Here is a 23,691-nt window from a genome sequence, read left to right on the forward strand (position 1 = left end):
ATACATGAAATCTTCATGTTTACAAAAGCTTAATATTCACTATACGTTTTGCTTAAATGGCACTCTAATTTACTTATATCGCCACCTTCTTGTACATAGGATTCCAATCTTCTCGCTAGCTGTTCTCCATCTCGGCTATCTAGCTTCTTCGTATCAATAAACGATGTAATCTTTACCGTATCTGGAGTAATATCTCTACGAAACATTTGTCCTGGAATTTCACTCCAAAAACGCTTCCAATCTTCTAGTAATCCTATTTGATCAAATAAAAAACCTTGAATCCCACACAACCAAGCTGTACAAGCTGTATTTCTTTGTTGACATCCAACTCCATCTTGTAAATGCTGGCATGAAAAACAACAAGAATTCCCACTGTTAATACAAACTTTACAAACGTGATAAGCTCCTGATAAGCGAAATATTTCAATCCCATGTTGGATGATGTCCACTTTCTTTACTTCAATACTCAACCTATCCCTCCTTGCCTATCAGTTCACCTTCTGCTTCATCTAGCTCTTCTAACATTGAAATCGTATCGATTAAATGATTGTTAAAAATCTTCCGTGCAACAACCAATAAATCCACAATGATAGGATCTCGTAAAGTATATAAAACTCTTTTCCCATCTTTCCTACCAACAACAATATTTTTCGAGCGTAGTACACTTAATTGCTGAGAAACAGCTGATCCTTCCTTATTTAAAATAGCTTGAATTTCATTTACGCTTTTTTCACCTTCTGACAATAATTCTAAAATACCTATTCGCAAAGGATGTGCTAATGCTTTAAAGAAATCTGCTTTAAATTGTTGCATTTCGTTTCCCATTGAAATCCCTCCGTTACTTTTCCTCAATTTCCAAAAGTATCATATACATCTTCAAATGTTTGAATATGTATATGATACTTTTAAAACCTCGAATTTTCAATACAAATTTTACAATATTAAATAAGCATCAAATAGAGATACTATTCAAATTCAGGTTCAAAATTTATTATCCAAAATAAAAGCGCCTAACATATTAGGGATATATAATACGTTAGGCGCTTGATATTTAAAATTTCTCGATTTAGGTCTTGATAATATTGGATGAGTATATAACCAAAACGCTAGATGACTAATATGAATAAACTTATTTGTAAAATTAATTCATTAGAATATTTTAAGAGCAAGTTTTGAAAAAAACTATTCAAAACTTGCTCCTTCTTTTCTCAGATCCAACTATTTTGATACTAAAACCAACAGTAACGAATTAGAATAATGACTTAATACTTGCTAAGACAGTAAGTACACCTACAATAATAACAAATACGTTACTCATTTTCCCTTTGTATTTAGCTAGTACTGGTACTTTTTGAATCGCATACATCGGTAATAGACATAAGATAGCAGCAACTAATGGACCGCTAAGTGAATCAATAATTCCAAGAATACTTGGATTTGCATAAGCAACATACCAGCATGTTAATACGACAAAAGTAAGGATTATTGTCTTAATTGTTTTTTCTTCTATATCTTTTCCACGTGTTTTACCAAACTTCATAATCACGTCACGCATTACCTCATATGCTCCAATATAGTGGCCAAGGAAAGATTTTGTAATAGCCACAAAAGCAATGATTGGAGCTGCAATCGTGATTACAGGTGAATTAAGCTCATTAGCAAGATATGAAAGGATTGATAAGTTTTGCTCTTTTGCCATTTTTAAATCCTCTGGAGTCAAACTTAATGTACTACTCCAAACGAAGAACATAACTACAACGAATGTCATAATATAACAAACTTTTTGTATTTGCGCACATTTAGCATCAGTAGCTTCTATTCCATACGTAGCTCTCTGTTTCACAACAAATGATGAAATCATAGGTGAATGATTAAATGAGAATACGATGATTGGTAGAATCAACAGTATCGTTCCAAAATATCCTGTTCCTGTTGAAGCAGTAGAAACAGCTGAAAAGCTAAGCATTGACGTATTCCACTGTGGAATTAAAGATATTGCGATAAAAAGTAGAGAAGCTATGAAAGGATACACTAGCATACTCATGATCTTTACAGTAATATCTTGACCAAAATTCAGTATAGCGATAAGACCAAGAACTAATACAAGTGATAAAATAGCCCTTGGAGGCTCTGGCATGTGCAATTGATGCACGATAAAACTACTTGCAGTATTTGTAAGCGCAACCGAATACATTAATACGATTGTATAAATTGAACCGAAATATACGATGTTAAAAATGATACTTGCTTTATTTCCGAAATACTCTCTAATTGTACCTGTGATCCCCTCATCAGCGGAATTAGAAGCGTATATCATTTTAGCAAGTGCCCTATGTGAGTAATACATAACTGGATATGCAAGCAATGTAATTAGTAGTAATGATAATAAACCACCTGAACCTGCATTAATCGGTAAAAAGAGCACCCCTGCTCCAATTGCAGTTCCAAATAGGCTCAATGCCCATGTAGTATCCTGCTTATGCCACTTTTTCGGATCTGCATATTGCTCATTTTTTAGTGCGATATTTTCAGCTTGAACTTCTATTTTCTTTGCAGTATTCCCGTTCATATAATAACTCCCCCTTGTATCTATTCCTGTGTCTCTCTTTATAACCAACAAATATTTCCTTTTTCGGAACATGAATTCCTTACAAGTTGCCCCACTTTGTATATCCTTCATCGTAATGAATCCAAATTGAAACATTCGCTAGTTAGCGTCCTAACATAATTGTTAGCGTTAACAAAAAAGTTTACTCGTACTACCCGCTCTTTATATAAAGACCGCTTAAGAGAACAATATTGAATAGACTTCATAAATACGTTGCAACATTTCTAATAACAATGTATTACTTTAATGGTTTCTCTTACTTACTTGTAACAGTAATTTCAGCTAAACCGGCCTCTCTTCATTTATGAGGCATTTCTTTCTCAATTCTACAAACCACTTTAATAACTTCGGCAGCATTTATGGTATTGATTACACAAGCCACTGAAGCACTTTACATACATTTCGCCTCTAATCACACACCTTTCTTACTAGTAATCGCATTTTTTATATTTTCTCCAGAGATCATAAAATTTCTCTCGACGCCCTCATTATAACGTGTATATTTATAAAATTAATATTTTTATATTTTCAGAAATATTTAATGGATATAATTTTATATGGATAATATTTTACAGTTAGCACGCAACCCTTGTTCCTATCGCTTATAACGGAATTAATCAGCAAAAAACACAGTAAAATATTATTTATTCAAGCTACTCATTTTAAAAATATTTATATTCTTCTTTACCGAAAAATTTTATTTCAAACTAAAAAAGATATTCTAATAAATAATTAACGTGGTTAAAAAGAAATATATTTTTGAATAAACAAACCAATTTTCAGGATATATATTATCGATGTTGTATTCATATACATTTTTAGGAAAATACATATTTTAACTTGATGGCAACGAGAGAACCGCTAACATTTTGCAAAACCTACGCTAAACGAAAAAATAAAATAAGCTGCCCATATCGGGCAGCTCATTGACATAATTATCGTTATCAGGAGTGGGCTAACAAATCATTTCAAAGTCATATTAATTTTAGTTTTTTTGATTATTCTTCAGGATAATGTAATCTTTAAACCCCCTGGTTAACCAGCTCTTTTATCGAGTTTAATTTTGAAGAAAGCTCGATAAACCATTCTTCGTCCCCTGTTAATAATGCAAGGTCTATAAGATAAAGGATTTGCTCCTTATTTATTACCTTTGATTCAGGGAGTTTGTTAACGTGTTTACTAAAGAGTAAAATCGCTTCGTTTATTGTGTACTTGTCATCACGTTTCACAATGCTAACTGTAACTACATCTTCCACTTCATCAAGTGATACAATGTAACCAACTATGAATTCACCCTCATTTGATATTCCACGAACCCAATCTCCTACTTTTAAAACTTGATTATTATTTGACATCATACCTTTTCACCTTCTTAGAAATATTTTTTGTAACGATAAAAAAGATATAAAAACTAACTCAAACTGCAATACTTTTTATTACAGTTATTTTTAAGAACTCACAGCTACATAATAATTAAGCCGCTTAACGTTCTTGATTAATAAGGTCAACAACTTCTTTCATTGTATAATTCTTTAAATATTCACCTAGATGTTCTTCCGCACCTAAGAAAATAGCAAAAAGAACTTTCCGCATGTTCGAACCTACAATACACTGATCATTTGATTCTGGACACTTCGGTTGCAATGCACCTTCAGAGGTTATTTGATACATATTCCAAAGATTAATTTCACTTAAATCACGGGCAAAAATAAAACCTCCACCAGTTCCCTCTTTTGATTGTATAAACTTATGTTTTTTTAACAAACTTAGTACTTTGCGAATACGTACTGGGTGAACACCTGCGCTTTCTGAAATATCATTACTTGTTGACATCCGGTCTGGCTGTAAAGCTAAATACGTTAAACTGTGAATGGCCAAGGTAAAGTCGCTGTTCATTGTTGTCCTCCTACGATAAAAAATATGATTTCTCGCTTAGTAACATACTGTAGCCATAAATATTACAGATAGGTTAGTCAAACGTTAAAATATATAAGAAGCATGCTTAACATGAAAAAATAAATCCCTTTATATTCTATCAGAACTCCCCTATATCTCCTAACTTCATTTAGCTTTTTAAGTTGCAAATAAATTTAAACAGTCCACTGTTTCTTAACTTGTTCTTCTGCCAACTGTTTAATTTTTGTCCATATCGTATCTTTATTCACAATAACATTTGTTTGATAATTTCTATCGTTATAATTAACTGTAACGCATACTTCAATCATCTTCTGCTTCCTCCTTTCAAAAACTTTTCCCTTATTTATATTTAATCCCTAAATAGTTTTGAACCTAGTTACAATCTCCAACCTATAACTTCATTTTTCAAATAATCAAATTTAGAAATTCCACTGTTTTTTGACTTGCTCTTCTGCCAATTGTTTAATTTTTGTCCATATCGTATCTTTGCTCACAATAACATTTGTTTGATAATTTCTATTATTATAATTGACTGTAACACATACTTCTATCATCTCCGGTTTCCTCCTTTCAAAAAACTTTTCCTAAAAAATATTATTTATTAATTAGCCAACTTTTGCAGTTCAATGTTCAAAAATGTTCGAACGCTACGTGGTAAAAACTTACGAATTTCTTCATCATTAAAACCAATCTGTAATCTTTTCTCGTCCAGCATAATTGGGCGACGCAACATTAGCGGATGCTCAATTATTAATTTATAAAATTCATTCAACGAAAGCTCATCTATATTTATATTTAAGTCTTGAAAAGTTTTGGATCTAGTTGAAATAATTTCAGTAGCACCCTCTTCAGTTAAACGAAGAATGGATTTAAGTTCATCCACTGTCATAGAATTGGATACGATATTTTTTTCAGTATAATCAATTTGATTCTCCTCAAGCCATGCTTTCGCTTTTCGGCATGAACTACAGCTTGTTGTTGTATATAAAACCACCATATTTCACTCACTCCTTTAATGTTCTTTATGAAACGTACATTTTAAATATCGGTTATTGAAATGTATTAAAAAAAATTACAGTTAAGAATCAAATTCACGTAATATTAGTTATTCAGCAATGTTTCATTTATCTCTATTATTCATGCTACATTTTTACAGACGATAACAACTCACTTTTAAAAATCTTACTGTAATTTTAAACTTTACAGTTCAATTAATCAACTGTTAAGTCTTGGATTAATTTTAGTAACACAACAAATTGTTCTCATGTAAAATTCCCCATAGCATGATGGCTCCTTCAAAGCACATTTCACTCATTTCTTGCTTACAAGTGCTATTATGGATTATATTCAGCCTAATAAAAAGTACGTACTTTAAAGTATTATAGGTACTAAAAAGTAACATATGCATTTTCAAGTGCCATTCTGCTTATTTCTCTCTTACATCGGTTATTATGGACGATATTTCGCACAATAAATAGTACGCACTTTAAAGTGTTATAGGCACTAAAAAGAAATAATTTTAGTATTACAACGTATTTAGGTCCAAAACTGTAATCTAAATTCATCAAAGGAGTTTTTTTATGAAAACATATAATATTCCTGTAGAAGCGACTTTAGAAGTTATTGGCGGAAAGTGGAAAGTTGTTATCCTTTGCCATTTAAAGAAAGGAACAAAAAGAACGAGCGAATTAAAACGTTTAATGCCTGGTATTACTCAAAAAATGTTAACACAACAATTACGTGAACTCGAAGAAGACGATGTAATCCAAAGAAAAGTATATGACCAAGTACCACCGAAAGTAGAGTATTCTTTAACGGATTACGGTTCGTCTTTAGGAGCCATACTCGATTCCCTGTGCACTTGGGGAGAAGTTCATCTTGAAAAAAACGGGAATACGTCCATGCTTATTACAGCTGATGAATAGTAACTGTTCCTACTATATTGAAAACAAAAAATAGGTTGAGGCAATACATGCCCCAACCTATTTTTTATGCCTCTTTATAATTTTTTGCGGTAATGACTGTTTCGAATTCAAAGGTTTCCGGTAGATGATCCGCATAAGAATATTCAAAAGTTCGTCCATCCGTTAAGTAGGCCACTTGTTCAACTCTCATTAGGAAATCTTGATTTGTTAAGTTCATAAACTGCTTTTCTTGATCATCTGGACGAACCCCTTTGACCCTAACAACAGATGTTCCCACTTCAAGTCCAAGTTTATTTTGAATGTGCGAATAGATCGACTCCTCTAAAACGGAAGCTTCAACACCTGGGATGACCGAAATAGGCATCCATGTATGCTCCATAATCGTTGGAATACTGTGAATGATGCGGAGGCGAATAATTTTATAAACAAAATCACCGACTGTAACACCCAATTTTTCAGCAACTATTTCATCAGCACCTACAATCGTAAACTCGATAATTTTACTTTCTACCTCACTGCCGTAAACAGCTTTCGTACCTGTTAAAGTTTGAATTATTCGTGCCTTTTCCTGTTGACGCCAATCTTGAACGACTGTTCCACTTCCGCGCCGGCGGATAATGTAGCCGTCTCTAACTAGCAAATCTAGCGCCTTTTTAATAGTAAGAGCTGAAACACCAAATTCTTCAGCAAGGACGGGGCTGCTCGGGATTTTTTCGTTAATTTTATATTCGCCGTCTAAAATTTGCTGTTTAATTTTTTGGTAAATGCCGAGGTATTTTACTTGTGTTGATCCGCTTGCCATTTCCATACCTCCTTTATGCTGTATTCCCTCTTCTATTCATTCAAGTTTAAAGCTTCAAGTTTGTAAACTGAAGGTGATGGAGCAGCAAATCCGTTTTCCAAGATTTCAATATTCGTTACCGCTTCTTCGTCTTTCACAAGTTTTGGCGCACCATTTACGATTGTTTCATACGCTGCATCATAGAAACGACCGTAATCACCAAGCGGCGTTTTAATTTGTTTTTCAATCCAATCACCATTTGCATTTCGATATTTCGCAACTCCATAGTACATCGGCGAATCTTCACCAAATCCTGCACTCTCAGGCATAATACCCGCTTTCAGATCATTTTCCTGCTGATCTTCACCGTATTTAATAAACGATCCATTTGTTCCATGAACGATAAAGCGTGGATAATCTTTCGCTACAACATGATTCGTTTTCAGTTTAATTTTCAGTTGATTTCCGTAATGTAGACCAACATCGAAATAATTATCAACCGCCCCTTCTACTTCATTATTACGAATATCGTATGTCACCGTATCCGGACGGCCAAATAATGAAATCATACGGTCCATCGTATGAATACCTAAACTGTAGAATGAACCTTCTTCTTTTGGAGCTTCATGAGAGATTGAACCAGGACGAAAATAATCAATATGTGATTCAACCTCAACAATATCACCAAGGAATCCTTGTTCCACAACTTGCTTAACAGCTAAGAAATCACCATCAAAACGACGGTTTTGATAAGGCATAACTACTACACCTTTCTCTCGTCCTAAAGCTAATAATTCTTTCGCATGTTCTACTGTATCGCAAAATGGTTTTTCAACGATAACCGATTTCCCGGCCAGTATAACTTGTTTCGCCAATTCATAGTGCGTATGTGCTGGCGTACAGATTGTCACTACTTGGATTTCTTTGTCATTCAACAATTCGTCCAAATCAGTAGTGAAACAAACACCTTTACTCTTATATGGAGCCGCTAACTCGTCACTAATTTGGCGGCCAAAAATCGTTTTTACTTTTATATTTTTACGTGTATTTACATAAGGTAAATGATAGCGGTTAGCTGATTTTCCAAATCCAATAAAGCCCATTGTTAATGTCATATTCTTCAACTTCCTTGCTCATAAATTTTCGATTCTATATTTATTATATATTTTTATTATTAAAAGTATATAGTTTTGTTTTTAAATATATATAATAAAGTAAAAAAGTCGGGATACAAATCATTTCGATTTTCATCCCGACTTTTTTACTTTAAGTTATGGATCTATACATTTAAACATTGCTTAAGAGCTATTAGATCACACTCTTATTCATACATATAAGAACGAGTCATCGGAATTGTATCGTTAATACCTTTTGTAAATACAAATTGATGTAAATCAATATTACCTGTAAAGAACGAAGCTGCACATGCATTTAAATATAAGCGCCACATACGAATGAATCGCTCATCTTTTGTTTTGCGAACTTCCTCCAGTACGTTTTCAAAATTTCGAGCCCAATGTTGTAATGTTTTCCCGTAATGTCTACGTAAGCTTTCCACATCAACAATGAAAAATTGTTCATTTGTCATGTTCGTGATTAATTCGTTAACAGCAGGAACATATCCGCCAGGGAATATATACTTTTCAATCCAACCATTCGTAGCACCACCATTAGCCGGAGAAGTAATACAATGAAGAAGAGAAATTCCGCCATCGTTTAGTAGTTCATTCACTGTCTCAAAGTATTGCGTAATGTTGTCTTTTCCTACATGTTCAATCATACCTACACTAACAATTTTATCAAATTTACGATTCTTAATATCGCGGTAATCAAGTAAGAATACTTCAACTAAATCTGTAAGTCCCTCTTTTTTAATTCGCTCGGAAGTTTTTGCATATTGTTCCTCACTTAACGTTACTCCCATCGCTTTTACACCGTACTGTTTAGCGGCAGCTGTAATGAGCTCCCCCCATCCGCAACCAATGTCTAATAGCGTATCACCTTTTTGAAGGTTCAACTTTTTCAAAATATGATTCACTTTATTATGCTGAGCTGTCGTTAAAGAATCTTGCTCATTTTGGAAATATGCACAAGAATACGTCATTGTTTCATCAAGCCATAATTTATAGAAATCGTTACCAATATCATAATGATGAGCAATATCATCTTTATTTTTTTGTTTTGAGAAATTCCATTTACTTTTGAAATATTGCAATTTACTATCCCCTAAAAAGCTATCCTGCCTTTTATAAATAGATTGAATTGCTTTTTCAAGGTTACCCTCTATTTCAACGTCCCCATTCATATATGCTTCACCAAATGCAATAGAAGGATCCTTAGCAAGCTCTTTTTTTGAAAGCGGCTTATGGAATGTTACATGAAATTGAGGTTCCCCTTCTCCATATTGGATTGTTTCTCCATTCCAAAGTGTAATTTGAACCGGATCTGAAAAAAGATTTTTGAGTATTTTTTTATAAAAAAGTTCTTCAACCATATAAACATCTCCTACTAAAAAAATTGAACAAAAAACTATTCTAGTTAATAAGTCTTTTTGAACATAGCTTAAAACCGTTATGGCTTCTTGCTACGAGTGTCATTATAAAACGGTTATATTATGAAGCATAGTACGTACTTTAAAGTGATGAAGGCACTTTTAAGTACCTATGATGAATGATAAATTAAACATTCACCCTACTAAAACAGCTGCTGATATGGTATAGACCCTTACTTTTCACCATAGTAACTTTCTAACGTTTTATACTGAAAAAACACCACCTCGTCATTAGGTGGTGTTTCAATATTACATATATAGATTTCATTTAACTTTACTATTTTTTCTATCTATGCATCGTTCTCCCCATACTGTTAATTGGTTTAATACATTTTGTAAAGACCAACCATAATCCGTTAAGGAGTATTCTACTCGAGGTGGAATTTCTGTATAGATTTTACGTGTAATCACACCATCTTCTTCTAACTCACGTAATTGCTGCGTCAACATTCTAACAGAAATTTCAGGAATCAAACGTTGCAACTCACTCGTTCTCTTTGTCCCTTTCGTTAAGTGACATAAAATAACGACCTTCCACTTTCCCCCGATAATTTCTAAAGTCGCTTCTATCGGTATATTATATTGTTTCACCCGTGCCCCTCTCCTTTTTTCTAAATTTCTTCTCTATTGTTGCGTAAAAACAAATAATTTTCTATACGGCACATTTTAGTTCCTACAGCACAAAAAAGTACCTATATTACTAAAAAGTAATTATGCTGCTTAAAAAATCTCCCTATATATACATGACAAAACAACAAGAAAAAAACGAACATATTTTTGTTCGTTTTTTTCCTTGTTTATTCAGCTGCTGTTATGAGCATAGATGTGTTCCCATTCTTGTCGAGATGATTTTCTCCCCAGTGACAAAGAGAATCGAGTATAGAATCTAAAGAATGACCGTAATCCGTTAAAGAATACTCTACTTTTGGCGGCACTTGGTTATACACTTTTCTTTGGATTACACCATCTTCTTCTAATTCACGTAATTGCTGTGTTAACATCTTTTGTGTAATACCAGACATTAATTGTTTTAATTCGCACGTTCTCTTTTTGTCTTTCTTTAAATGACAAAGGATAACTACTTTCCACTTCCCACCGATAACCTCTAAAGTCGCCTCTACAGGAATATTGTATGTTTTCATATAAAAATCTCCTTTAATAATGTTATAAGGCAAGTAAGCTAAAGATTTAAATATTACTTTTAAGTATCTATAGCACCTTAAAGTACGTACTTTTTATTGTGTTAAACATGTTTCATAATAGCATACGTAAACAGTAAATGAGTAGTACGGCACCAAAAAGTACCTGTATTACTTTTTAGTATCTATATCACTTTAAAGTACGTACTTTTCATTATGTAAAATACATTTCATAATAGCATTTGTAAGAGTTGAGTGAGTCATGCAGTATTAGAAATTACATTTTCGTACCCGTACTTTAAAGTGAGTATTTTTATCATGCATTTTGTCAAACGACGAAATGCTATATGTTGATTTTCAAAATCAGTAATCAATTTTCAAATACATTTTAGGAGGATATCTTTAATGAATAAATTACTAAAAGAAAAAATCGGTTTTGGTACAGCACCACTAGGAAATATGTACCGTAATATCCCAGAAGAAGAAGCAATCGCTACAGTTGATGCTGCTTGGGAGAATGGCGTTCGTTACTTTGATACAGCTCCACTTTATGGATCTGGTTTAGCAGAAATTCGTCTTGGTGAAGCACTATCAAAAAGAAATCGTGATGATTACTTTTTAAGCACAAAAGTAGGTCGAACGATTTCAGATGAACTAGAAGATCCATCTGCACGTGATTTAGGTGAAAAGGGCGGACTGTTCGAATTTGGTCGTAAAAATAAAATGATCAATGACTATAGCGCAGATGCAACACTTCGCTCTATCGAGCAAAGTTTGAAACGTTTAAAAACAGATCGACTAGACTTTGTTTTCATTCATGATTTAGCACAAGACTTTTATGGTGATGAGTGGATTTCACAATTTGAAATTGCTCGAACAGGAGCATTCCGTGCGCTAACACGCTTACGTGAAGAAGGCGTCATTAAAGGCTGGGGGCTTGGAGTAAACAAAGTAGAATCAATTGAACTTATGCTTGATTTAGAAGAAGCGAAGCCAAATATCTCCTTACTAGCTGGTCGTTATTCATTACTAGACCACGAGCGTGCATTGCAACGAGTAATGCCGGCAGCTGTAAAGCATAATATGGATATTGTCGTTGGTGGCCCATATAGCTCAGGTATTCTTGCTGGAGGTGCTCACTTTGAATACCAAAAAGCATCACCAGAAATTATTGCAAAAGTTGAGAAAATCAAAGCTCTTGCCGATCGTCACGAAATCAGCATCAAAGCTGCTGCATTACAATTTTCACTAGCAAATCCAGCAGTTGCTGCCGTTGTTCCTGGTGCAAGTAAACCGGAACGAATTGTAGAAGACCAAAATGCATTAAACACAGTAATTCCAGCAGCATTCTGGGAAGAAATGCGCGAACAAAAACTAGTAGCACCTAATGCACCACTACCAATCAACGGAAAATAAATTGAAACCTTAATCAGTGGGGCAATCCCCCCACTGATTATTTACTCGCAAATATCGGGATAAAAAGGAGCGTAATGAACATGGCACATACTACTACATCTATGGAAATTTTCGGTTCACCTGAACAAGTATGGCAATTAATCGGAGGCTTCAACTCCCTTCCAGACTGGTTACCTTATATACCTAGCAGTAAATTAACTGAAGGCGGTCGTGTACGTCACCTAGCTAATCCAGATGGTGATACGATTATAGAGCGCTTAGAAGTATTCAATGATAAGGAACGCTACTACACGTATTCAATCATGAATGCACCATTCCCAGTCACTAATTATCTATCTACAATCCAAGTTAAAGAAGGTACCGAAAGTAATACATCGTTAGTAGAGTGGTCAGGTACGTTCACTCCTGTAGAGGTTAGTGATGAAGAGGCAATTAATCTGTTTCATGGCATCTATAGCGATGGGCTCAAAGCATTGCAGCATGCATTTCTAGATTGAGCTATTAAAAACAACGAAAAGCAAAGCGATATCGCTTTGTTTTTCGTTGTTTTTAGGTATATGAAATTATATCGACGATTTTTCAAATATATCGTTCACAACTTGAAATATATCAACGATTTTTTCAATATATCGACGTTTCGACAAAGGATATAGACTTACCGACAAATAACGACATTTCAGCACTATAAAAACAGCAAAGCATCCAATGCTTTGCCGCTTATCAAATTACTTTTTACGTATGAAACAACTTTCCTTCTACCGCCTTAATATATCTTTCAGCAGAACGTTCAACTGCCTCATTTGCATTTTCTTTTACTACTCGATGAAAAGCGTTGTATAAACGATTAAACTGTAACGGGTTCACTCGATTCACCATTTCCTCCACTTTTCTCGCTGGTAATGGAATTAAGTTTGGATAGCTGTACATGAAACTCACCCATCGCTCATCTGCTACAACTTGAATAATATCACCTGTTAACAAAATCCCTTTTCCATCATTACCTTCTTCCCAATGTAAGACAGATCCTCCTTTAAAATGGCCACCTAAACGATGAATGACCAATCCATCAGCTAATTGTAAAGACTCACCAGACCAGTAAATAATACGACTACTCGGGCGCATTACCCAGTCTTTATCATCTTCATGTATATAAATTGGTACATCGAATGTCTCAGCCCATTCTACTTGTGTTGAATAATAATGAGGATGAGACAATGCAATCGCATCTAATCCGCCAAGCTCTTTTATCTTCTCAATTGTCGTTCCATCTAAATAAGTAATGCAGTCCCATAGTAAACGATATGACTCTGTTTTCACTACAAATGCCGTTTGACCGATCGCAAACCCTGGTTTTGTCGTAATACTATAAAGCCCGTTCTCCTCTTCGATTATTTCATTTTTGTATGTATCATCTGTTTGCAAGTTTTCTAAAGTCGTCCAAGACTGCCCTTTCGGATTAACATATTGCCTCTCTTCATCACAAATATGACAACTCACCGGTTCTTCTACACCCGCTGCATACTGCACGCCACACGTTGTACAAACGAAATTTTTCATCATAATTCCCCCTATCCCTATATTTTTATTAAGCTGATTTTTGTTGATAAAGATCTGATTTTTTATTTTCAATTCGTAAACTTATAAAAGTGAGTAAATAGACACCTGTAACCGATAATGGAATTACAGTAAATCCTTTTTCTGCAAAAAGAATTCCGCAAACTGACGTTACAAATACAGTCCCTACTGACAATAAACCATAACTTCTACTTTCATAAATCCATACGTACGGGATAAAATGAACACCTATTAACATTGCTACTACAAAAGGTAACCATTCTGGAAATTGAAAATAGGCAAGTAATACAAGCGGAATATTCAATACATTTATCCCACCAATTAATCCTGCCAAAACCCCTAACGGATTTTCTTTCGCAAACATATCAATTTTCAATATAGCAGCTATCATTAAGCCAAAAGGAAATACACAGCCCATACCGATTAAATATACCCATACCACTTGTTTTTCAGAAAGAACAAAGCCCGTTATACTCATAACAACCCAAAATAAAACGCCAGCTAATATAATTGGCAAGCCTCTCTTCGTTTTTACTGCTAAATCCTTTTTCGCTTCTGAAACATTCATCTCACCATCTCCCCAAAAATATTTGTGCTATAAAGTAGCCTCAACCTCGTCCATCCAATAACGCCAAGCTGCTAAATAATCTTCTAAATCTTTCGGATGGTGCCTTAAACACGTATCTATACGCAAATATAAGCCAATAACTATATCTTCATATAACTCACTGTCTTTTTTACGAAATACACATTGTTTCATCGCATAATTAATTGCTTCTTTCGTTAAATCTTCCGGAGTTGAACAAAACGCGTAAATTAAATCGTATATAGGATCTCCTAACACTGGTAAGGGATCAATTACACCGTTCAGCTTATTTCCTTGAAATATAAAATTATGGAATCCAAGATCACCATGCAATAAAAATGGCTGATTTATTCCAGCGTCCCTCTTTGCTAGTTTAAGAACAATTCTATACTCTTCTTTACTTATGTAACGTCTTACATTTTCATAAGCTTCCATCACATTTGTCGTTAAAAATTCATTCCAAAATTGAACCGGACTTTCTTTCCATCCCCAACCATCTTTACCTGAAACTATTTCATACTTATTAATAACTTCTTTTACAAGGGTACTAAGCGTAATTCGTTTATGTCCCTGTTTGCACGAAGTACTACCTTCAAGGAAAGAATACACAATATATGTATGTAAAGGCTCCTTATACAAAAGCTTTGCAAACAAAGTATTTCCTTCATAAAAAGAAAGAAAATGAGCTTCTTCACGTATTACTTCCGCTTCATTCAGTTTTACTACATATTTTTCGTCCAACAAATATACAGTACTTGTCGTTCCTCCGTTCAACGCTTTTACGCTATTTGGATCATGTGAAATAACCTTCTCCTTAACTAGTTGTGCAGCAATTATTGAAATGTCCATTCCCTCACCCTTCAATTCCGAAGATTCCTTCAATTCAAAAGACAACTTTACTATTATTTGACAAACAAATAGGAAACCCCTTCCAAAATCATAATATAACAAAAATTCATTCACTTTTACGTTTCAAAAATAAGGAAATACTAATAACAACGTTACATACATATTAGGAGGACAATATGAAACCTGAATTTTTAAAAGCTGTACATGATGCAATCGGAAATGTCGAACACATTCATATAGAAGAAAGTGGTGCCGACAGCTTACTTATCCATCATGATGATGCACAGCAGTTAAAACAAGTCGCTGAAACGTTAGAAAACAACAATTTCCGCTCTGCCTTAAGAACAACTGGAGATGCTTCGTATATTGAAGTATTGAACAGATAATGAAAGTCCGGATGTATTCCGGGCTTTCTTTTTATATTGAAACTTCAAACTCTTTCACATACACCGCTGTTCCCGCAATATCAATTTGTAAATTCTCATTTTCTACATCTTTCGTTACATATACCGTTACACGACCATCTTTATTCATTTCCTGTCCTTGTTCAACGATTAATTCCATTTCATGGCCAAAATCTTTCTCCAAATACGTCGCATAATACGCTCCCATTACACCTGAAGCTGTTCCTGTCACTGGATCTTCAATCGTTCCAGCATAAGCTGATGAGAAATGACGGCCATGCATTTGTACCTGCTCATCATAAGTTTCTAGACAAACTGGATGAATAGAAGCATTAGGGATTTCTTTTAATACCGCCGGAAATGCATCATTATGAAGTTTCATTCTCTCACATGCATCTAGATTTTTAATCGGTACAATTACAGTCCAGTTCCCCGTACTTCCATAAACAATCGGTAAACTTACATCTAAATCATTTACTTCTAAACCAATACTATGAGCTAATGCTTCTGTTGAACCTGCAAAATCTTTAAACTGAGGTGCTGCCTGCCCCATTTTAATAAAGGTTTCTTCATTTTCATTTACAACTATTTGTACTGGTAAAATCCCGGCCTTCGTTTCAATCGTAAGGTTTGCTTTCTCTTCTAATAAACCTCTTTCACGCAAGGCATACATAGTCCCAACTGTCCCGTGTCCACATAACTCCATTTCATAACCAGGTGTAAAATAACGCATTCTTATATCCGCTACTTCTGAAGAAAGAACGAAAGACGTTTCGTTAAATCCAACTTTTTCAGCAATACGCTGCATTTCCTCTTTCGTTAATCCATCTGCATCTAATACAATACCTGCTGGATTCCCCATATTTGGTTTATTTGTAAATGCATCGTAATGAAATACGTTTATAGTCTTCATTTTCTTTTCCCCTAACCTTCTTTAAAATTTTTATAATAAAGCTCTATCTCCGTTTTCACCGAACAATTATTTCTCCAAAATATCCTCTGCATCTTTTCATTTGAAGTATGTGTGCTTCCGATGTAATAAGTAGCCCCCATTTCCTTTAACATATGTAAAGATTGAAGATGCAATTGGGAAGCAATTCCTTTCCCACGATAATAAGGCATTACTCCAAAATAAAATAATCTTCCTTCACTTTCTGTTCCAGTTTCTATATGCGGTATGGACATACCAATCGGCTCATTTTTATCATAAAAAACAATACATGACTTTTCCCAGCCCTTACCTAACTCTGTTTGTACAGAATAAAAATGTTCATCGATAGTTAAAATTGAAGTTTGATTCCCTGAACCCGACATACATTGTTCCCAAATATATTTAAATTCTTTTTCCGGTAACGTTCCTTCTGCTATTGATCGATATGTATATTGTCTTTCAAGCTCTTCTACATTGTTCAATTCTCTACATACTTCTATCTTTGCGGCATACAAAGAAAAACCGGCATCAAGTAACACTCTCACACTTGAGTTATAACTACTAAACCTTTTATTTAATACAATACTCGCTCTTTTTAACTCCCAATTAAAACAAACCTCTTCAAATCTACTTATCTTTTCTTTATATGTTTGTACATCATAAAGAACATCCTCTTCTATTTCTTCAATTGTCACTGCATTTGGTAAGCCATTTAATACTTTTTTAGAAGGGCCAAACAGATTCTGAATGATGGCAAGATCGTATATCACCACTTTAATTCACCTACGCCTGGCTCAATAAACTTCCCTGAAACATCCTCGTTTGAATCTATTACCCAATCATATATATTTTTCGCTCCTTCAGCCGGAGTCATATTCGCATCAAAGGCACCAATATCAGTCTTTAATTTCCCAGGATGAATGGCAGTTACACTTATTCCTTTATTCTCAAACTCTTGTTGCAAGCAAAGTGTTAACATATTTTGCGCAGCTTTAGCAATTCGATATGAATATGAGAACTGGCCTTGCGGAAACTCTTTGTTCGCCATTTTATGTAATGATCCTAATCGAGAGGACACATTTATGATTCTCGGATGATCCGATTTAGTTAACGCCACATATGTACCTTTTACAGCCCGAATTACACCTAAGCAATGAATATTAAATAAGTCCGTTAACTCTTCTGAATTCGTATGTAAAACCTCAGTCTCCTTCCCAGTAATTCCAGCGTTATTTATAACTAGATCCAAATACTCTGTATATTCCGCAAGCTGATTCTTAATTTGCTCCGTACTCTCATCAATCGATAAGTCTGCCAATATAGGAAAACATCTACGACTAAACATTTTCTTCAATTGTTTTACCGCAACTTCAGCTCTAACTAACGGATAAACGATATGCCCATTTTCATGAAATACTTTCACTAACTGTAACCCTAATCCGCGATTTCCACCTGTAATAAACACCCTCATATATTCATCTCCTTATTTTTAAAATAAATAAGAAAATCCATCCACTTATCATTCTCTAAAGAAAACGCCTCTCTCTTGCATTCAAAAGAAAAACCTGCTCTTTCAGCAAGACGAACGGACGGATCATGAGTCTCTCTGTCTCTACTTCTAATAACGGTAGCTTCATTTACATCTCATCCCTCGATTATTAATTGAATATTCTTTACCATCTTACACAAAATACAAAATCTAGTAAATTATTATGTTTTTGATAGACAAAAACCCAGTCATGCTTTATACATAACTGGGTTCTTCATCTTTTAATAACATTTCTATTTCACAAGAACTACATCCCTTAATTCCCTCTTCAACACTTTCCCTAAAGCGTTTTTCGGTAACTCTTCTACGAGTACCACTTCTGGAATTTTGTAACTTGCTAATTTCTCCTTACAATACTGAATAATACTTTCTTCTGTTAATGTTGTTTCGCTATCCTTCACAATGTAAGCTCTTGGAATCTCTCCCCAAAAGTCATCTGGAACTCCAACTACTGCAACTTCTAAAACACCATGTAGTTCATGAATGACATCTTCTACTTGATCTGGATATACGTTATCACCACCACGTATGATAACGTCTTTATATCTTCCCATAATATGCAGGAATCCGTCATCATCTATCATGCCAGCATCGCCCATGTTAAACCAATTATCTTTTACTACCTTCTTTGTCGCCTTTTCATTATTCCAATATCCTTTAAACATGTATGGACTTCTTACGTGAATCTCCCCAACTTCATTTGTTGTTAGTTCATGTCCTGTTTCTGGATGAACAATTTTCACCTCTACATTTTTCAAGGTTTTCCCTACAGAAGACATCTTTTCTTTTCCCATCATTGGATGCCATGAAGTTACAACCCAACCTTCTGTACTACCATAGCCTTGCACCATATAGATTCCTTTTTCCATATATTTTTGAATAAGTGTTTCTGGCACTTTTGTTCCACCGCTTTGTGCTACTTTAAAGGTTGAAATGTTACGTTCTTTTTTATTTAGTTCATCAAGCATGTAGCTATAAACAGCCGGGAATGCAAGCATCGTAGTAATTTTCTCTTCTTCAATCTTATCCCAAATAAGAGTAGGATTCGAATCAGCTAAGAAAATCATCGTAACACCATGATAAATACAATTTAAAATAGAAAGCACGCCACTCATATGAAACAATGGATGCACGGATAAAAAGCGTTCACCTGCTGGAATTTCTCTTTGTCCCGCAACCTCAGCAAAATAATGATGTAAGTTTTTATGTCCGATTACACATGCTTTTGCCTGTCCAGTCGTTCCGGAAGTAAATAAGTAAATTGCATCATCCTCTTCATGCACTTCTACGTTCGGTTCTGTAATTGGCTGTTCTTGCAATTCTAATTCAAATGAACCAAAGCCTTCTTTTGTCGTTTTAATTACATAAGGAATTTCTTTAACGGCATCAATTTTTAATAAAACTTCACTAAATTCTTCATCAATAACTAATACTTTTAATTTCGCTTCTTTTACAATCGTTTCTAGTTCATAAACAGTAAGCTGATGATTTAGCGGAATAAATACCGCTCCAATTTTCAAGCTTGCCATCATAATGCTTGGAAATGGGTGATTATTTTTGCAAAGTATTCCTATACGATCGCCTCTTTGCACACCGTTTTGTAACAAATAGTGTGCAAACTGATTTACTCGTTCATTATACTGCTGAAACGAATACCTTTTCTCTCCCCCTACAAGCCCTTCCAAATTTGGTGATTGCATTGCTCTTTTTTGTAATAATTTTTGCATCGTTCTCAAGTAAAACTCCCCTTTATATATGTTAGGTTTTTTATTTTATCAGATTAACTATTAATTTACTAAAGATTACACTTAGTGAATATAAAACAAACAAAAAAACAGCCATCTACTTAACAAGTAAATGGCTGTTTTCCTTATACATTAGAATACTTCCTATTCATTACATATTGCACATACTTAGGCGCACTTTTATCAATCTCTTCATCACTTAGTTTATATTCTGCACCATATAAATAAAATGAAGGTATAAATTTCATGTCTGTATATAAGCACGTAGCTTGGAATGGTTTCGTCAACTCATCCATCGTAATTCCGCTATTTTCATAATCTTTTTCTAATCCACCTATAGAAATAGCCACACCAAATTCTTTCCCTTTCACCTTATCCCCTTTTGATCCGTACGCAAATCCATATGTTAATACATCATCAAACCATTTTTTTAATAATGGTGGTGAACTGTACCAGTAAAGCGGAAATTGAAATATATATCTATCATGTTCTAATAATAGTTTTTGTTCCTCTTCAATATTAAACTCCCAATTTGGTGCCACTTTATATAATTCATGCACCGTAATTTCATCCGAATGTTTCTCAAGTTCTTCTATCCATCTTTTATTAATTTGTGATTTTTCAATATCAGGGTGTGCTACAATTACAAGTGTTCTCATCATTTTCCATCCCCTTTATAAATTAATTAATCCTTTACGTATTAGTATGAATGAGTTACATATAATTGAAAAGTACGTACTTTCAGGTACTATAGGAACCTTGAGGTACCTTTGGAGGTGTTATATGAATCAAAATGATGGCTGCCCAATTGCAACGACACTTGATGTAATCGGCGGAAAATGGAAAGTTTATATTTTATGTGTTTTGATGGATGGAAAAATGCGAACAAATGAAATTAAACGAGAAATTCCAAACCTTACACAAAAGGTTCTTACACAACAACTTAGGCAACTTGAAGCTGATGGGATTATCCATCGTACCGTATATCAAGAAGTACCACCAAAGGTTGAGTACACACTAAGTGAGCACGGAAAATCTTTAATGAAAATTATGGATGAACTATTTGAATGGGGAAAAGGTCATCAGATCAAAAGATTAAATGACTAAAAGAACCCTACCTACTTTGTTACATCTTCTATGCAAAGAATTCTTTTGAAATTTTGTAATAGGAGTATTGTCACATAACTATTAAGTTAAGAAAATAGATTACCTCCAATTTGATATAGGTTTCATGAATTTCGTATGTTTATCCTGGTTGTAGCTGGAATGGATTTGGCAATTGTTACAGAAAAAAGAACCGACATTCTTACAAATCTGGAAAATCAAAAATGGTTGTTTATGAAACTTTCTATATTTATGCTCAAAGTTGGTGCTACTTCTTTATTGCATTAGATAGTAATGTAATTTATAATACGTTTAAATGATTAAATTATTAAACGGAAGGTAATGTTAACGAAATGAGCTGTAATGATAAAGTAATGCATATTTTAGAAAATTTAAGACCATGTTTCCAAGGGTTGGGAGATCCAACTCGTCAGCAAATTGTATCGCTTTTAATTGATAAAGATAGCTTGAATGTGACGCAAATTGCGGAGCATATTCCCATGTCAAGACCTACTGTATCTCATCATTTGAAAATATTGAAACAATCAGGGTTACTTCGAGTTCAGAAAAAAGGCACTGAAATGTATTATTGTCTTGAATTTAATGAAACAATAAATCTTTTAAAAGAACTTGTTTCTTTAGTTGAAGATGAATGTAAGAATTAGGTACTCATTTATAGTTTAGGGACACCTTTTGTCCCTTTTTTTAGCGACATTACGTTGAAATGTTTAAGTTTTTAATCATTTAAACTTATAATCTCACACTAATTAAAATGGAGGTTTCAGATGAATAAGAAAACAGTATTAATTGTTGGTGGGTATGGTGTTGTTGGTAGTCAAATTGCTCAAATTTTACATGATCGACATCCTGATTTGGAAATTAGATTAGGAGGAAGAACCTTAGGGAAAACGTTACCTTTTAAATCAGAGAGAGTAAAAATAGTCAATGTAGACAACACAACAGATGATCCTTTAAGAAATTCGGATGATAATTTCACAGTAGTTGTTAATGCAGTTAATGACCCGCAAGATAGACTACTTCTATCTGCAGTTCGAAAAAAAATTCCATTGATTGACATTACTCGTTGGACTGAACACTTTAAGAGTTCTATTGATCGATTAAAAAATGTTGAGGTCCAATCCCCTGTTGTATTAGCTTCAGGGTGGATGGGAGGGACAGCAGCCCTTTTTGCTAAAATTTATTCAAAAGATCTTCAAGAGGTTACGGTTGATATCAACGCACTATATTCTCTTCAAGACAAAGCAGGGCCAAATTCAACAGCATATATGGACCGGTTAACTATTCCATTTGAAGTTAAAGCTCGAGAGGGAATGCGACAGGCTTATCCAATGACTGATCCAATCAAAGTCCGCTTTCCTAACGGTTATATAACCAAATGTTATCGTTTGGATACTCCTGATCACGTAACCCTGCCAGAATCAATTCATGCTGTTTCGGCTAACTTTCGTATTGCTTTTGATAGTAAAATATCTACATATGGACTGGTTTCTCTGGTGAATACAGGGATTTGGAAAATGATTAGCGGAGAAAAATTTACCGATTTGCGGAAAAATATTCTCTATAAACCCGGAAGGGGAAGTGCACATAACATAGTTATTCACCTTAAAGGTTATGATGCTACTGGTGTATTGCATAGTCGATGTGTGAACATATCAGATCCGTTAGGACAGACACATCTTACCGCCTTAGGAGCAGCTGTCCAAGCAGAGAACATTTTACAAGCATCTGATATTGTGGTTCCGGATTCTGAAATTTACTTTCCGGAAAATCTATTAGATTTGGGTGTGAATCCATCTGCAATTTTAGATTTTTATAGGGAATATGGGGTTACTATTACGAAAGAAAATATGTAAAAGGTACCGTTCTATTCGTGGTAGTACACATATGGCTATCAAGCTAAAAAATACAAATATATCAAATGAGAGAATGTGCATTTTCATGTGAAAATGCACATTCTCTCGTTTTGCGGTGTTATAAAATTATTAGGCTGATAGGCATGGGTAGTATCCCCCAAAACAAAAAAATTCTTTTGGGAGATTTATTTTGTTAGCTTCATAGTCATTATGTATCGTCACATCACTATGAAGCTAACAAAACGCTGACTTCTCAAAAAAACTAACTGTAGGGAAAGAAAATTACATATTCTTATAAATATAGCTCTTGTATAAAACTCTTAAAAATTATAACCACAGAATTACTTTCGTAGCCTCTTCTTAATTTCAAAGTCTAGAAAGTCAGCATTTAAACTAAACATGCTAATATTGATTTTGTGCGATTGTCAGTTACCTCATAATAAATTTCTAATCCTTTCCGAGTACCTGTAACCATTTTAGCAGCTTTTAGTTTAGATAAATGTTGACTAATTGTACTTTGAGGCATTTGTAAATCCCCATACATTGTCGTTACATTAGTAGGACCTTTTGCAAGCATTATTTTCACTAAGGATAAACGAACAGGATGCGCCAATACCTTTAGTACTTCAGCGATTTCTTCAAACATTTCTTTTTGTTCTTTCATCTTATTTCTCCCCTTTTATATACACATTTATGTTATCCATATATATAATTCGAAGGTATATACGATTTTATGT

Annotated in this window: 29 protein-coding genes and 1 pseudogene; 7 read left to right on the forward strand and 23 right to left on the reverse strand. The window is 34.2% G+C overall.

Features of this window, described 5'->3' with window-relative positions; translation table 11 throughout:
• Positions 1 to 29 precede the first annotated feature (29 nt).
• The 8 genes from J0835_RS16330 to spxA form a co-directional block, all read right to left on the reverse strand.
• Positions 30 to 470: a hypothetical protein gene (locus J0835_RS16330; protein ID WP_000021469.1), complete on the reverse strand. Its 441-nt coding sequence runs from the start codon at positions 468 to 470 to the stop codon at positions 30 to 32.
• A 1-nt stretch (position 471) separates the two neighbouring features.
• Positions 472 to 825: an ArsR/SmtB family transcription factor gene (locus J0835_RS16335; RefSeq protein ID WP_087981317.1), complete on the reverse strand. Its 354-nt coding sequence runs from the start codon at positions 823 to 825 to the stop codon at positions 472 to 474.
• A 424-nt stretch (positions 826 to 1,249) separates the two neighbouring features.
• Positions 1,250 to 2,569: an aromatic amino acid transport family protein gene (locus J0835_RS16340; protein WP_087981318.1), complete on the reverse strand. Its 1,320-nt coding sequence runs from the start codon at positions 2,567 to 2,569 to the stop codon at positions 1,250 to 1,252.
• Positions 2,570 to 3,630: 1,061 nt separating this feature from the next.
• Positions 3,631 to 3,966 carry an IDEAL domain-containing protein gene (locus tag J0835_RS16345; protein ID WP_087981319.1) on the reverse strand — a complete coding sequence of 112 codons (336 nt, stop codon included), beginning with the start codon at positions 3,964 to 3,966 and terminating at the stop codon, positions 3,631 to 3,633.
• A 124-nt stretch (positions 3,967 to 4,090) separates the two neighbouring features.
• Entirely contained in the window at positions 4,091 to 4,504 is a 414-nt protein-coding gene (gene saiR / locus J0835_RS16350) for an Rrf2-family transcriptional regulator SaiR (protein ID WP_087981320.1), read from the reverse strand.
• 194 nt (positions 4,505 to 4,698) lie between these two features.
• Positions 4,699 to 4,833, reverse strand: a complete 135-nt coding sequence (locus J0835_RS16355) for a BA3454 family stress response protein (protein WP_087981321.1) — start codon at positions 4,831 to 4,833, stop codon at positions 4,699 to 4,701.
• 111 nt (positions 4,834 to 4,944) lie between these two features.
• On the reverse strand, positions 4,945 to 5,079 hold the full coding sequence (locus tag J0835_RS16360) for a BA3454 family stress response protein (protein WP_087981322.1): 135 nt from the start codon (positions 5,077 to 5,079) through the stop codon (positions 4,945 to 4,947).
• A 47-nt stretch (positions 5,080 to 5,126) separates the two neighbouring features.
• On the reverse strand, positions 5,127 to 5,522 hold the full coding sequence (gene spxA, locus J0835_RS16365) for a transcriptional regulator SpxA (RefSeq protein ID WP_087981323.1): 396 nt from the start codon (positions 5,520 to 5,522) through the stop codon (positions 5,127 to 5,129).
• Positions 5,523 to 6,105: 583 nt separating this feature from the next.
• Here spxA and J0835_RS16370 point away from each other — a divergent pair.
• Entirely contained in the window at positions 6,106 to 6,450 is a 345-nt protein-coding gene (locus tag J0835_RS16370; protein ID WP_000860825.1) for a winged helix-turn-helix transcriptional regulator, read from the forward strand.
• Between the two features lie 64 nt (positions 6,451 to 6,514).
• Here the strand turns inward: J0835_RS16370 and J0835_RS16375 are convergent, their stop codons facing one another.
• The 5 genes from J0835_RS16375 to J0835_RS16395 form a co-directional block, all read right to left on the reverse strand.
• Positions 6,515 to 7,252 carry a GntR family transcriptional regulator gene (locus J0835_RS16375; RefSeq protein ID WP_087981325.1) on the reverse strand — a complete coding sequence of 246 codons (738 nt, stop codon included), beginning with the start codon at positions 7,250 to 7,252 and terminating at the stop codon, positions 6,515 to 6,517.
• Positions 7,253 to 7,284: 32 nt separating this feature from the next.
• Positions 7,285 to 8,346, reverse strand: a complete 1,062-nt coding sequence (locus J0835_RS16380) for an oxidoreductase (protein ID WP_087981326.1) — start codon at positions 8,344 to 8,346, stop codon at positions 7,285 to 7,287.
• A gap of 206 nt (positions 8,347 to 8,552) precedes the next feature.
• On the reverse strand, positions 8,553 to 9,725 hold the full coding sequence (locus tag J0835_RS16385) for a cyclopropane-fatty-acyl-phospholipid synthase (RefSeq protein ID WP_087981327.1): 1,173 nt from the start codon (positions 9,723 to 9,725) through the stop codon (positions 8,553 to 8,555).
• 321 nt (positions 9,726 to 10,046) lie between these two features.
• Positions 10,047 to 10,373, reverse strand: coding sequence for a winged helix-turn-helix transcriptional regulator (locus tag J0835_RS16390; protein ID WP_087981328.1), 327 nt, complete (start codon positions 10,371 to 10,373; stop codon positions 10,047 to 10,049).
• Positions 10,374 to 10,579: 206 nt separating this feature from the next.
• Positions 10,580 to 10,924 (reverse strand): winged helix-turn-helix transcriptional regulator, encoded by a 345-nt coding sequence (locus tag J0835_RS16395; protein WP_087981329.1) that lies wholly within the window; start codon positions 10,922 to 10,924, stop codon positions 10,580 to 10,582.
• A 402-nt stretch (positions 10,925 to 11,326) separates the two neighbouring features.
• Between J0835_RS16395 and J0835_RS16400 the strand changes: the two genes are divergently transcribed.
• Complete coding sequence (locus tag J0835_RS16400; RefSeq protein WP_087981330.1) at positions 11,327 to 12,337, forward strand: aldo/keto reductase; 1,011 nt, start codon at positions 11,327 to 11,329, stop codon at positions 12,335 to 12,337.
• An 80-nt stretch (positions 12,338 to 12,417) separates the two neighbouring features.
• Positions 12,418 to 12,834 carry an SRPBCC family protein gene (locus J0835_RS16405; protein ID WP_087981331.1) on the forward strand — a complete coding sequence of 139 codons (417 nt, stop codon included), beginning with the start codon at positions 12,418 to 12,420 and terminating at the stop codon, positions 12,832 to 12,834.
• A gap of 235 nt (positions 12,835 to 13,069) precedes the next feature.
• On the opposite strand, the gene J0835_RS16410 is transcribed toward J0835_RS16405, so the two are convergent.
• From J0835_RS16410 to J0835_RS16420, 3 genes are read right to left on the reverse strand one after another with little or no spacing between them, the layout of a single operon-like run.
• Entirely contained in the window at positions 13,070 to 13,897 is an 828-nt protein-coding gene (locus tag J0835_RS16410) for an MBL fold metallo-hydrolase (RefSeq protein ID WP_087981332.1), read from the reverse strand.
• A 25-nt stretch (positions 13,898 to 13,922) separates the two neighbouring features.
• Complete coding sequence (locus tag J0835_RS16415; protein WP_087981333.1) at positions 13,923 to 14,480, reverse strand: DUF7010 family protein; 558 nt, start codon at positions 14,478 to 14,480, stop codon at positions 13,923 to 13,925.
• A gap of 27 nt (positions 14,481 to 14,507) precedes the next feature.
• Complete coding sequence (locus tag J0835_RS16420; protein WP_087981334.1) at positions 14,508 to 15,347, reverse strand: phosphotransferase; 840 nt, start codon at positions 15,345 to 15,347, stop codon at positions 14,508 to 14,510.
• Between the two features lie 176 nt (positions 15,348 to 15,523).
• Here J0835_RS16420 and J0835_RS16425 point away from each other — a divergent pair, with 176 nt between their 5' ends.
• On the forward strand, positions 15,524 to 15,733 hold the full coding sequence (locus J0835_RS16425) for a hypothetical protein (protein WP_000801648.1): 210 nt from the start codon (positions 15,524 to 15,526) through the stop codon (positions 15,731 to 15,733).
• A gap of 31 nt (positions 15,734 to 15,764) precedes the next feature.
• Here J0835_RS16425 and J0835_RS16430 read toward each other — a convergent pair whose 3' ends face one another.
• The 6 genes and pseudogenes from J0835_RS16430 to J0835_RS16455 all read right to left on the reverse strand — a co-directional run bounded on the left by J0835_RS16430 (position 15,765) and on the right by J0835_RS16455 (position 20,635).
• The gene (locus J0835_RS16430; RefSeq protein WP_087981335.1) at positions 15,765 to 16,664 is read right to left on the reverse strand and encodes a PhzF family phenazine biosynthesis protein; all 900 of its coding nucleotides are present in this window, start codon (positions 16,662 to 16,664) and stop codon (positions 15,765 to 15,767) included.
• An 11-nt stretch (positions 16,665 to 16,675) separates the two neighbouring features.
• Complete coding sequence (locus J0835_RS16435) at positions 16,676 to 17,452, reverse strand: GNAT family N-acetyltransferase (protein ID WP_140386840.1); 777 nt, start codon at positions 17,450 to 17,452, stop codon at positions 16,676 to 16,678.
• A complete protein-coding gene (locus J0835_RS16440; protein ID WP_087981337.1) occupies positions 17,449 to 18,153 on the reverse strand; it encodes an SDR family NAD(P)-dependent oxidoreductase in 705 nt (234 codons plus the stop codon). Before J0835_RS16440 ends, J0835_RS16435 begins: the two co-directional genes overlap by 4 nt.
• Positions 18,150 to 18,281, reverse strand: a pseudogene (locus tag J0835_RS16445) (GNAT family N-acetyltransferase); the annotation flags it as partial. The gene J0835_RS16440 and the pseudogene J0835_RS16445, both read right to left, overlap by 4 nt.
• 183 nt (positions 18,282 to 18,464) lie before the next feature.
• Positions 18,465 to 19,967: a class I adenylate-forming enzyme family protein gene (locus tag J0835_RS16450; RefSeq protein WP_140386841.1), complete on the reverse strand. Its 1,503-nt coding sequence runs from the start codon at positions 19,965 to 19,967 to the stop codon at positions 18,465 to 18,467.
• Positions 19,968 to 20,101: 134 nt separating this feature from the next.
• The gene (locus tag J0835_RS16455; protein ID WP_140386868.1) at positions 20,102 to 20,635 is read right to left on the reverse strand and encodes an NAD(P)H-dependent oxidoreductase; all 534 of its coding nucleotides are present in this window, start codon (positions 20,633 to 20,635) and stop codon (positions 20,102 to 20,104) included.
• A 124-nt stretch (positions 20,636 to 20,759) separates the two neighbouring features.
• Here J0835_RS16455 and J0835_RS16460 point away from each other — a divergent pair, with 124 nt between their 5' ends.
• The 3 genes from J0835_RS16460 to J0835_RS16470 all read left to right on the forward strand — a co-directional run bounded on the left by J0835_RS16460 (position 20,760) and on the right by J0835_RS16470 (position 22,954).
• Entirely contained in the window at positions 20,760 to 21,083 is a 324-nt protein-coding gene (locus tag J0835_RS16460; RefSeq protein ID WP_087981339.1) for a winged helix-turn-helix transcriptional regulator, read from the forward strand.
• A gap of 350 nt (positions 21,084 to 21,433) precedes the next feature.
• Entirely contained in the window at positions 21,434 to 21,745 is a 312-nt protein-coding gene (locus tag J0835_RS16465; protein WP_087981340.1) for an ArsR/SmtB family transcription factor, read from the forward strand.
• Between the two features lie 120 nt (positions 21,746 to 21,865).
• Entirely contained in the window at positions 21,866 to 22,954 is a 1,089-nt protein-coding gene (locus J0835_RS16470; RefSeq protein ID WP_087981341.1) for a saccharopine dehydrogenase, read from the forward strand.
• A 388-nt stretch (positions 22,955 to 23,342) separates the two neighbouring features.
• Here the strand turns inward: J0835_RS16470 and J0835_RS16475 are convergent, their stop codons facing one another.
• The gene (locus tag J0835_RS16475) at positions 23,343 to 23,618 is read right to left on the reverse strand and encodes an ArsR/SmtB family transcription factor (protein WP_087981342.1); all 276 of its coding nucleotides are present in this window, start codon (positions 23,616 to 23,618) and stop codon (positions 23,343 to 23,345) included.
• Positions 23,619 to 23,691: the final 73 nt, after the last annotated feature.

Origin of the sequence: Bacillus cereus group sp. Sample62 (genome assembly GCF_036851315.1) — a bacterium.
Taxonomy (GTDB): Bacteria; Bacillota; Bacilli; order Bacillales; family Bacillaceae_G; genus Bacillus_A; species Bacillus_A wiedmannii.

Excerpts from the sequence above, each read along its gene's own strand:
- J0835_RS16415 (WP_087981333.1), bottom strand. The coding sequence starts at position 14,480 with ATGAATGTTTCAGAAGCGAAAAAGGATTTAGCAGTAAAAACGAAGAGA.
- J0835_RS16455 (WP_140386868.1), bottom strand. The coding sequence starts at position 20,635 with ATGAGAACACTTGTAATTGTAGCACACCCTGATATTGAAAAATCACAA.
- J0835_RS16395 (WP_087981329.1), bottom strand. The coding sequence starts at position 10,924 with ATGAAAACATACAATATTCCTGTAGAGGCGACTTTAGAGGTTATCGGT.
- J0835_RS16460 (WP_087981339.1), top strand. The coding sequence starts at position 20,760 with ATGAATCAAAATGATGGCTGCCCAATTGCAACGACACTTGATGTAATC.
- J0835_RS16345 (WP_087981319.1), bottom strand. The coding sequence starts at position 3,966 with ATGATGTCAAATAATAATCAAGTTTTAAAAGTAGGAGATTGGGTTCGT.
- J0835_RS16375 (WP_087981325.1), bottom strand. The coding sequence starts at position 7,252 with ATGGCAAGCGGATCAACACAAGTAAAATACCTCGGCATTTACCAAAAA.
- J0835_RS16420 (WP_087981334.1), bottom strand. The coding sequence starts at position 15,347 with ATGGACATTTCAATAATTGCTGCACAACTAGTTAAGGAGAAGGTTATT.
- J0835_RS16475 (WP_087981342.1), bottom strand. The coding sequence starts at position 23,618 with ATGAAAGAACAAAAAGAAATGTTTGAAGAAATCGCTGAAGTACTAAAG.
- J0835_RS16400 (WP_087981330.1), top strand. The coding sequence starts at position 11,327 with ATGAATAAATTACTAAAAGAAAAAATCGGTTTTGGTACAGCACCACTA.
- J0835_RS16440 (WP_087981337.1), bottom strand. The coding sequence starts at position 18,153 with ATGAGGGTGTTTATTACAGGTGGAAATCGCGGATTAGGGTTACAGTTA.
- saiR (WP_087981320.1), bottom strand. The coding sequence starts at position 4,504 with ATGAACAGCGACTTTACCTTGGCCATTCACAGTTTAACGTATTTAGCT.
- J0835_RS16425 (WP_000801648.1), top strand. The coding sequence starts at position 15,524 with ATGAAACCTGAATTTTTAAAAGCTGTACATGATGCAATCGGAAATGTC.
- J0835_RS16410 (WP_087981332.1), bottom strand. The coding sequence starts at position 13,897 with ATGATGAAAAATTTCGTTTGTACAACGTGTGGCGTGCAGTATGCAGCG.
- J0835_RS16405 (WP_087981331.1), top strand. The coding sequence starts at position 12,418 with ATGGCACATACTACTACATCTATGGAAATTTTCGGTTCACCTGAACAA.
- spxA (WP_087981323.1), bottom strand. The coding sequence starts at position 5,522 with ATGGTGGTTTTATATACAACAACAAGCTGTAGTTCATGCCGAAAAGCG.
- J0835_RS16465 (WP_087981340.1), top strand. The coding sequence starts at position 21,434 with ATGAGCTGTAATGATAAAGTAATGCATATTTTAGAAAATTTAAGACCA.
- J0835_RS16340 (WP_087981318.1), bottom strand. The coding sequence starts at position 2,569 with ATGAACGGGAATACTGCAAAGAAAATAGAAGTTCAAGCTGAAAATATC.
- J0835_RS16430 (WP_087981335.1), bottom strand. The coding sequence starts at position 16,664 with ATGAAGACTATAAACGTATTTCATTACGATGCATTTACAAATAAACCA.
- J0835_RS16370 (WP_000860825.1), top strand. The coding sequence starts at position 6,106 with ATGAAAACATATAATATTCCTGTAGAAGCGACTTTAGAAGTTATTGGC.
- J0835_RS16335 (WP_087981317.1), bottom strand. The coding sequence starts at position 825 with ATGGGAAACGAAATGCAACAATTTAAAGCAGATTTCTTTAAAGCATTA.
- J0835_RS16380 (WP_087981326.1), bottom strand. The coding sequence starts at position 8,346 with ATGACATTAACAATGGGCTTTATTGGATTTGGAAAATCAGCTAACCGC.
- J0835_RS16360 (WP_087981322.1), bottom strand. The coding sequence starts at position 5,079 with ATGATAGAAGTATGTGTTACAGTCAATTATAATAATAGAAATTATCAA.
- J0835_RS16385 (WP_087981327.1), bottom strand. The coding sequence starts at position 9,725 with ATGGTTGAAGAACTTTTTTATAAAAAAATACTCAAAAATCTTTTTTCA.
- J0835_RS16355 (WP_087981321.1), bottom strand. The coding sequence starts at position 4,833 with ATGATTGAAGTATGCGTTACAGTTAATTATAACGATAGAAATTATCAA.
- J0835_RS16470 (WP_087981341.1), top strand. The coding sequence starts at position 21,866 with ATGAATAAGAAAACAGTATTAATTGTTGGTGGGTATGGTGTTGTTGGT.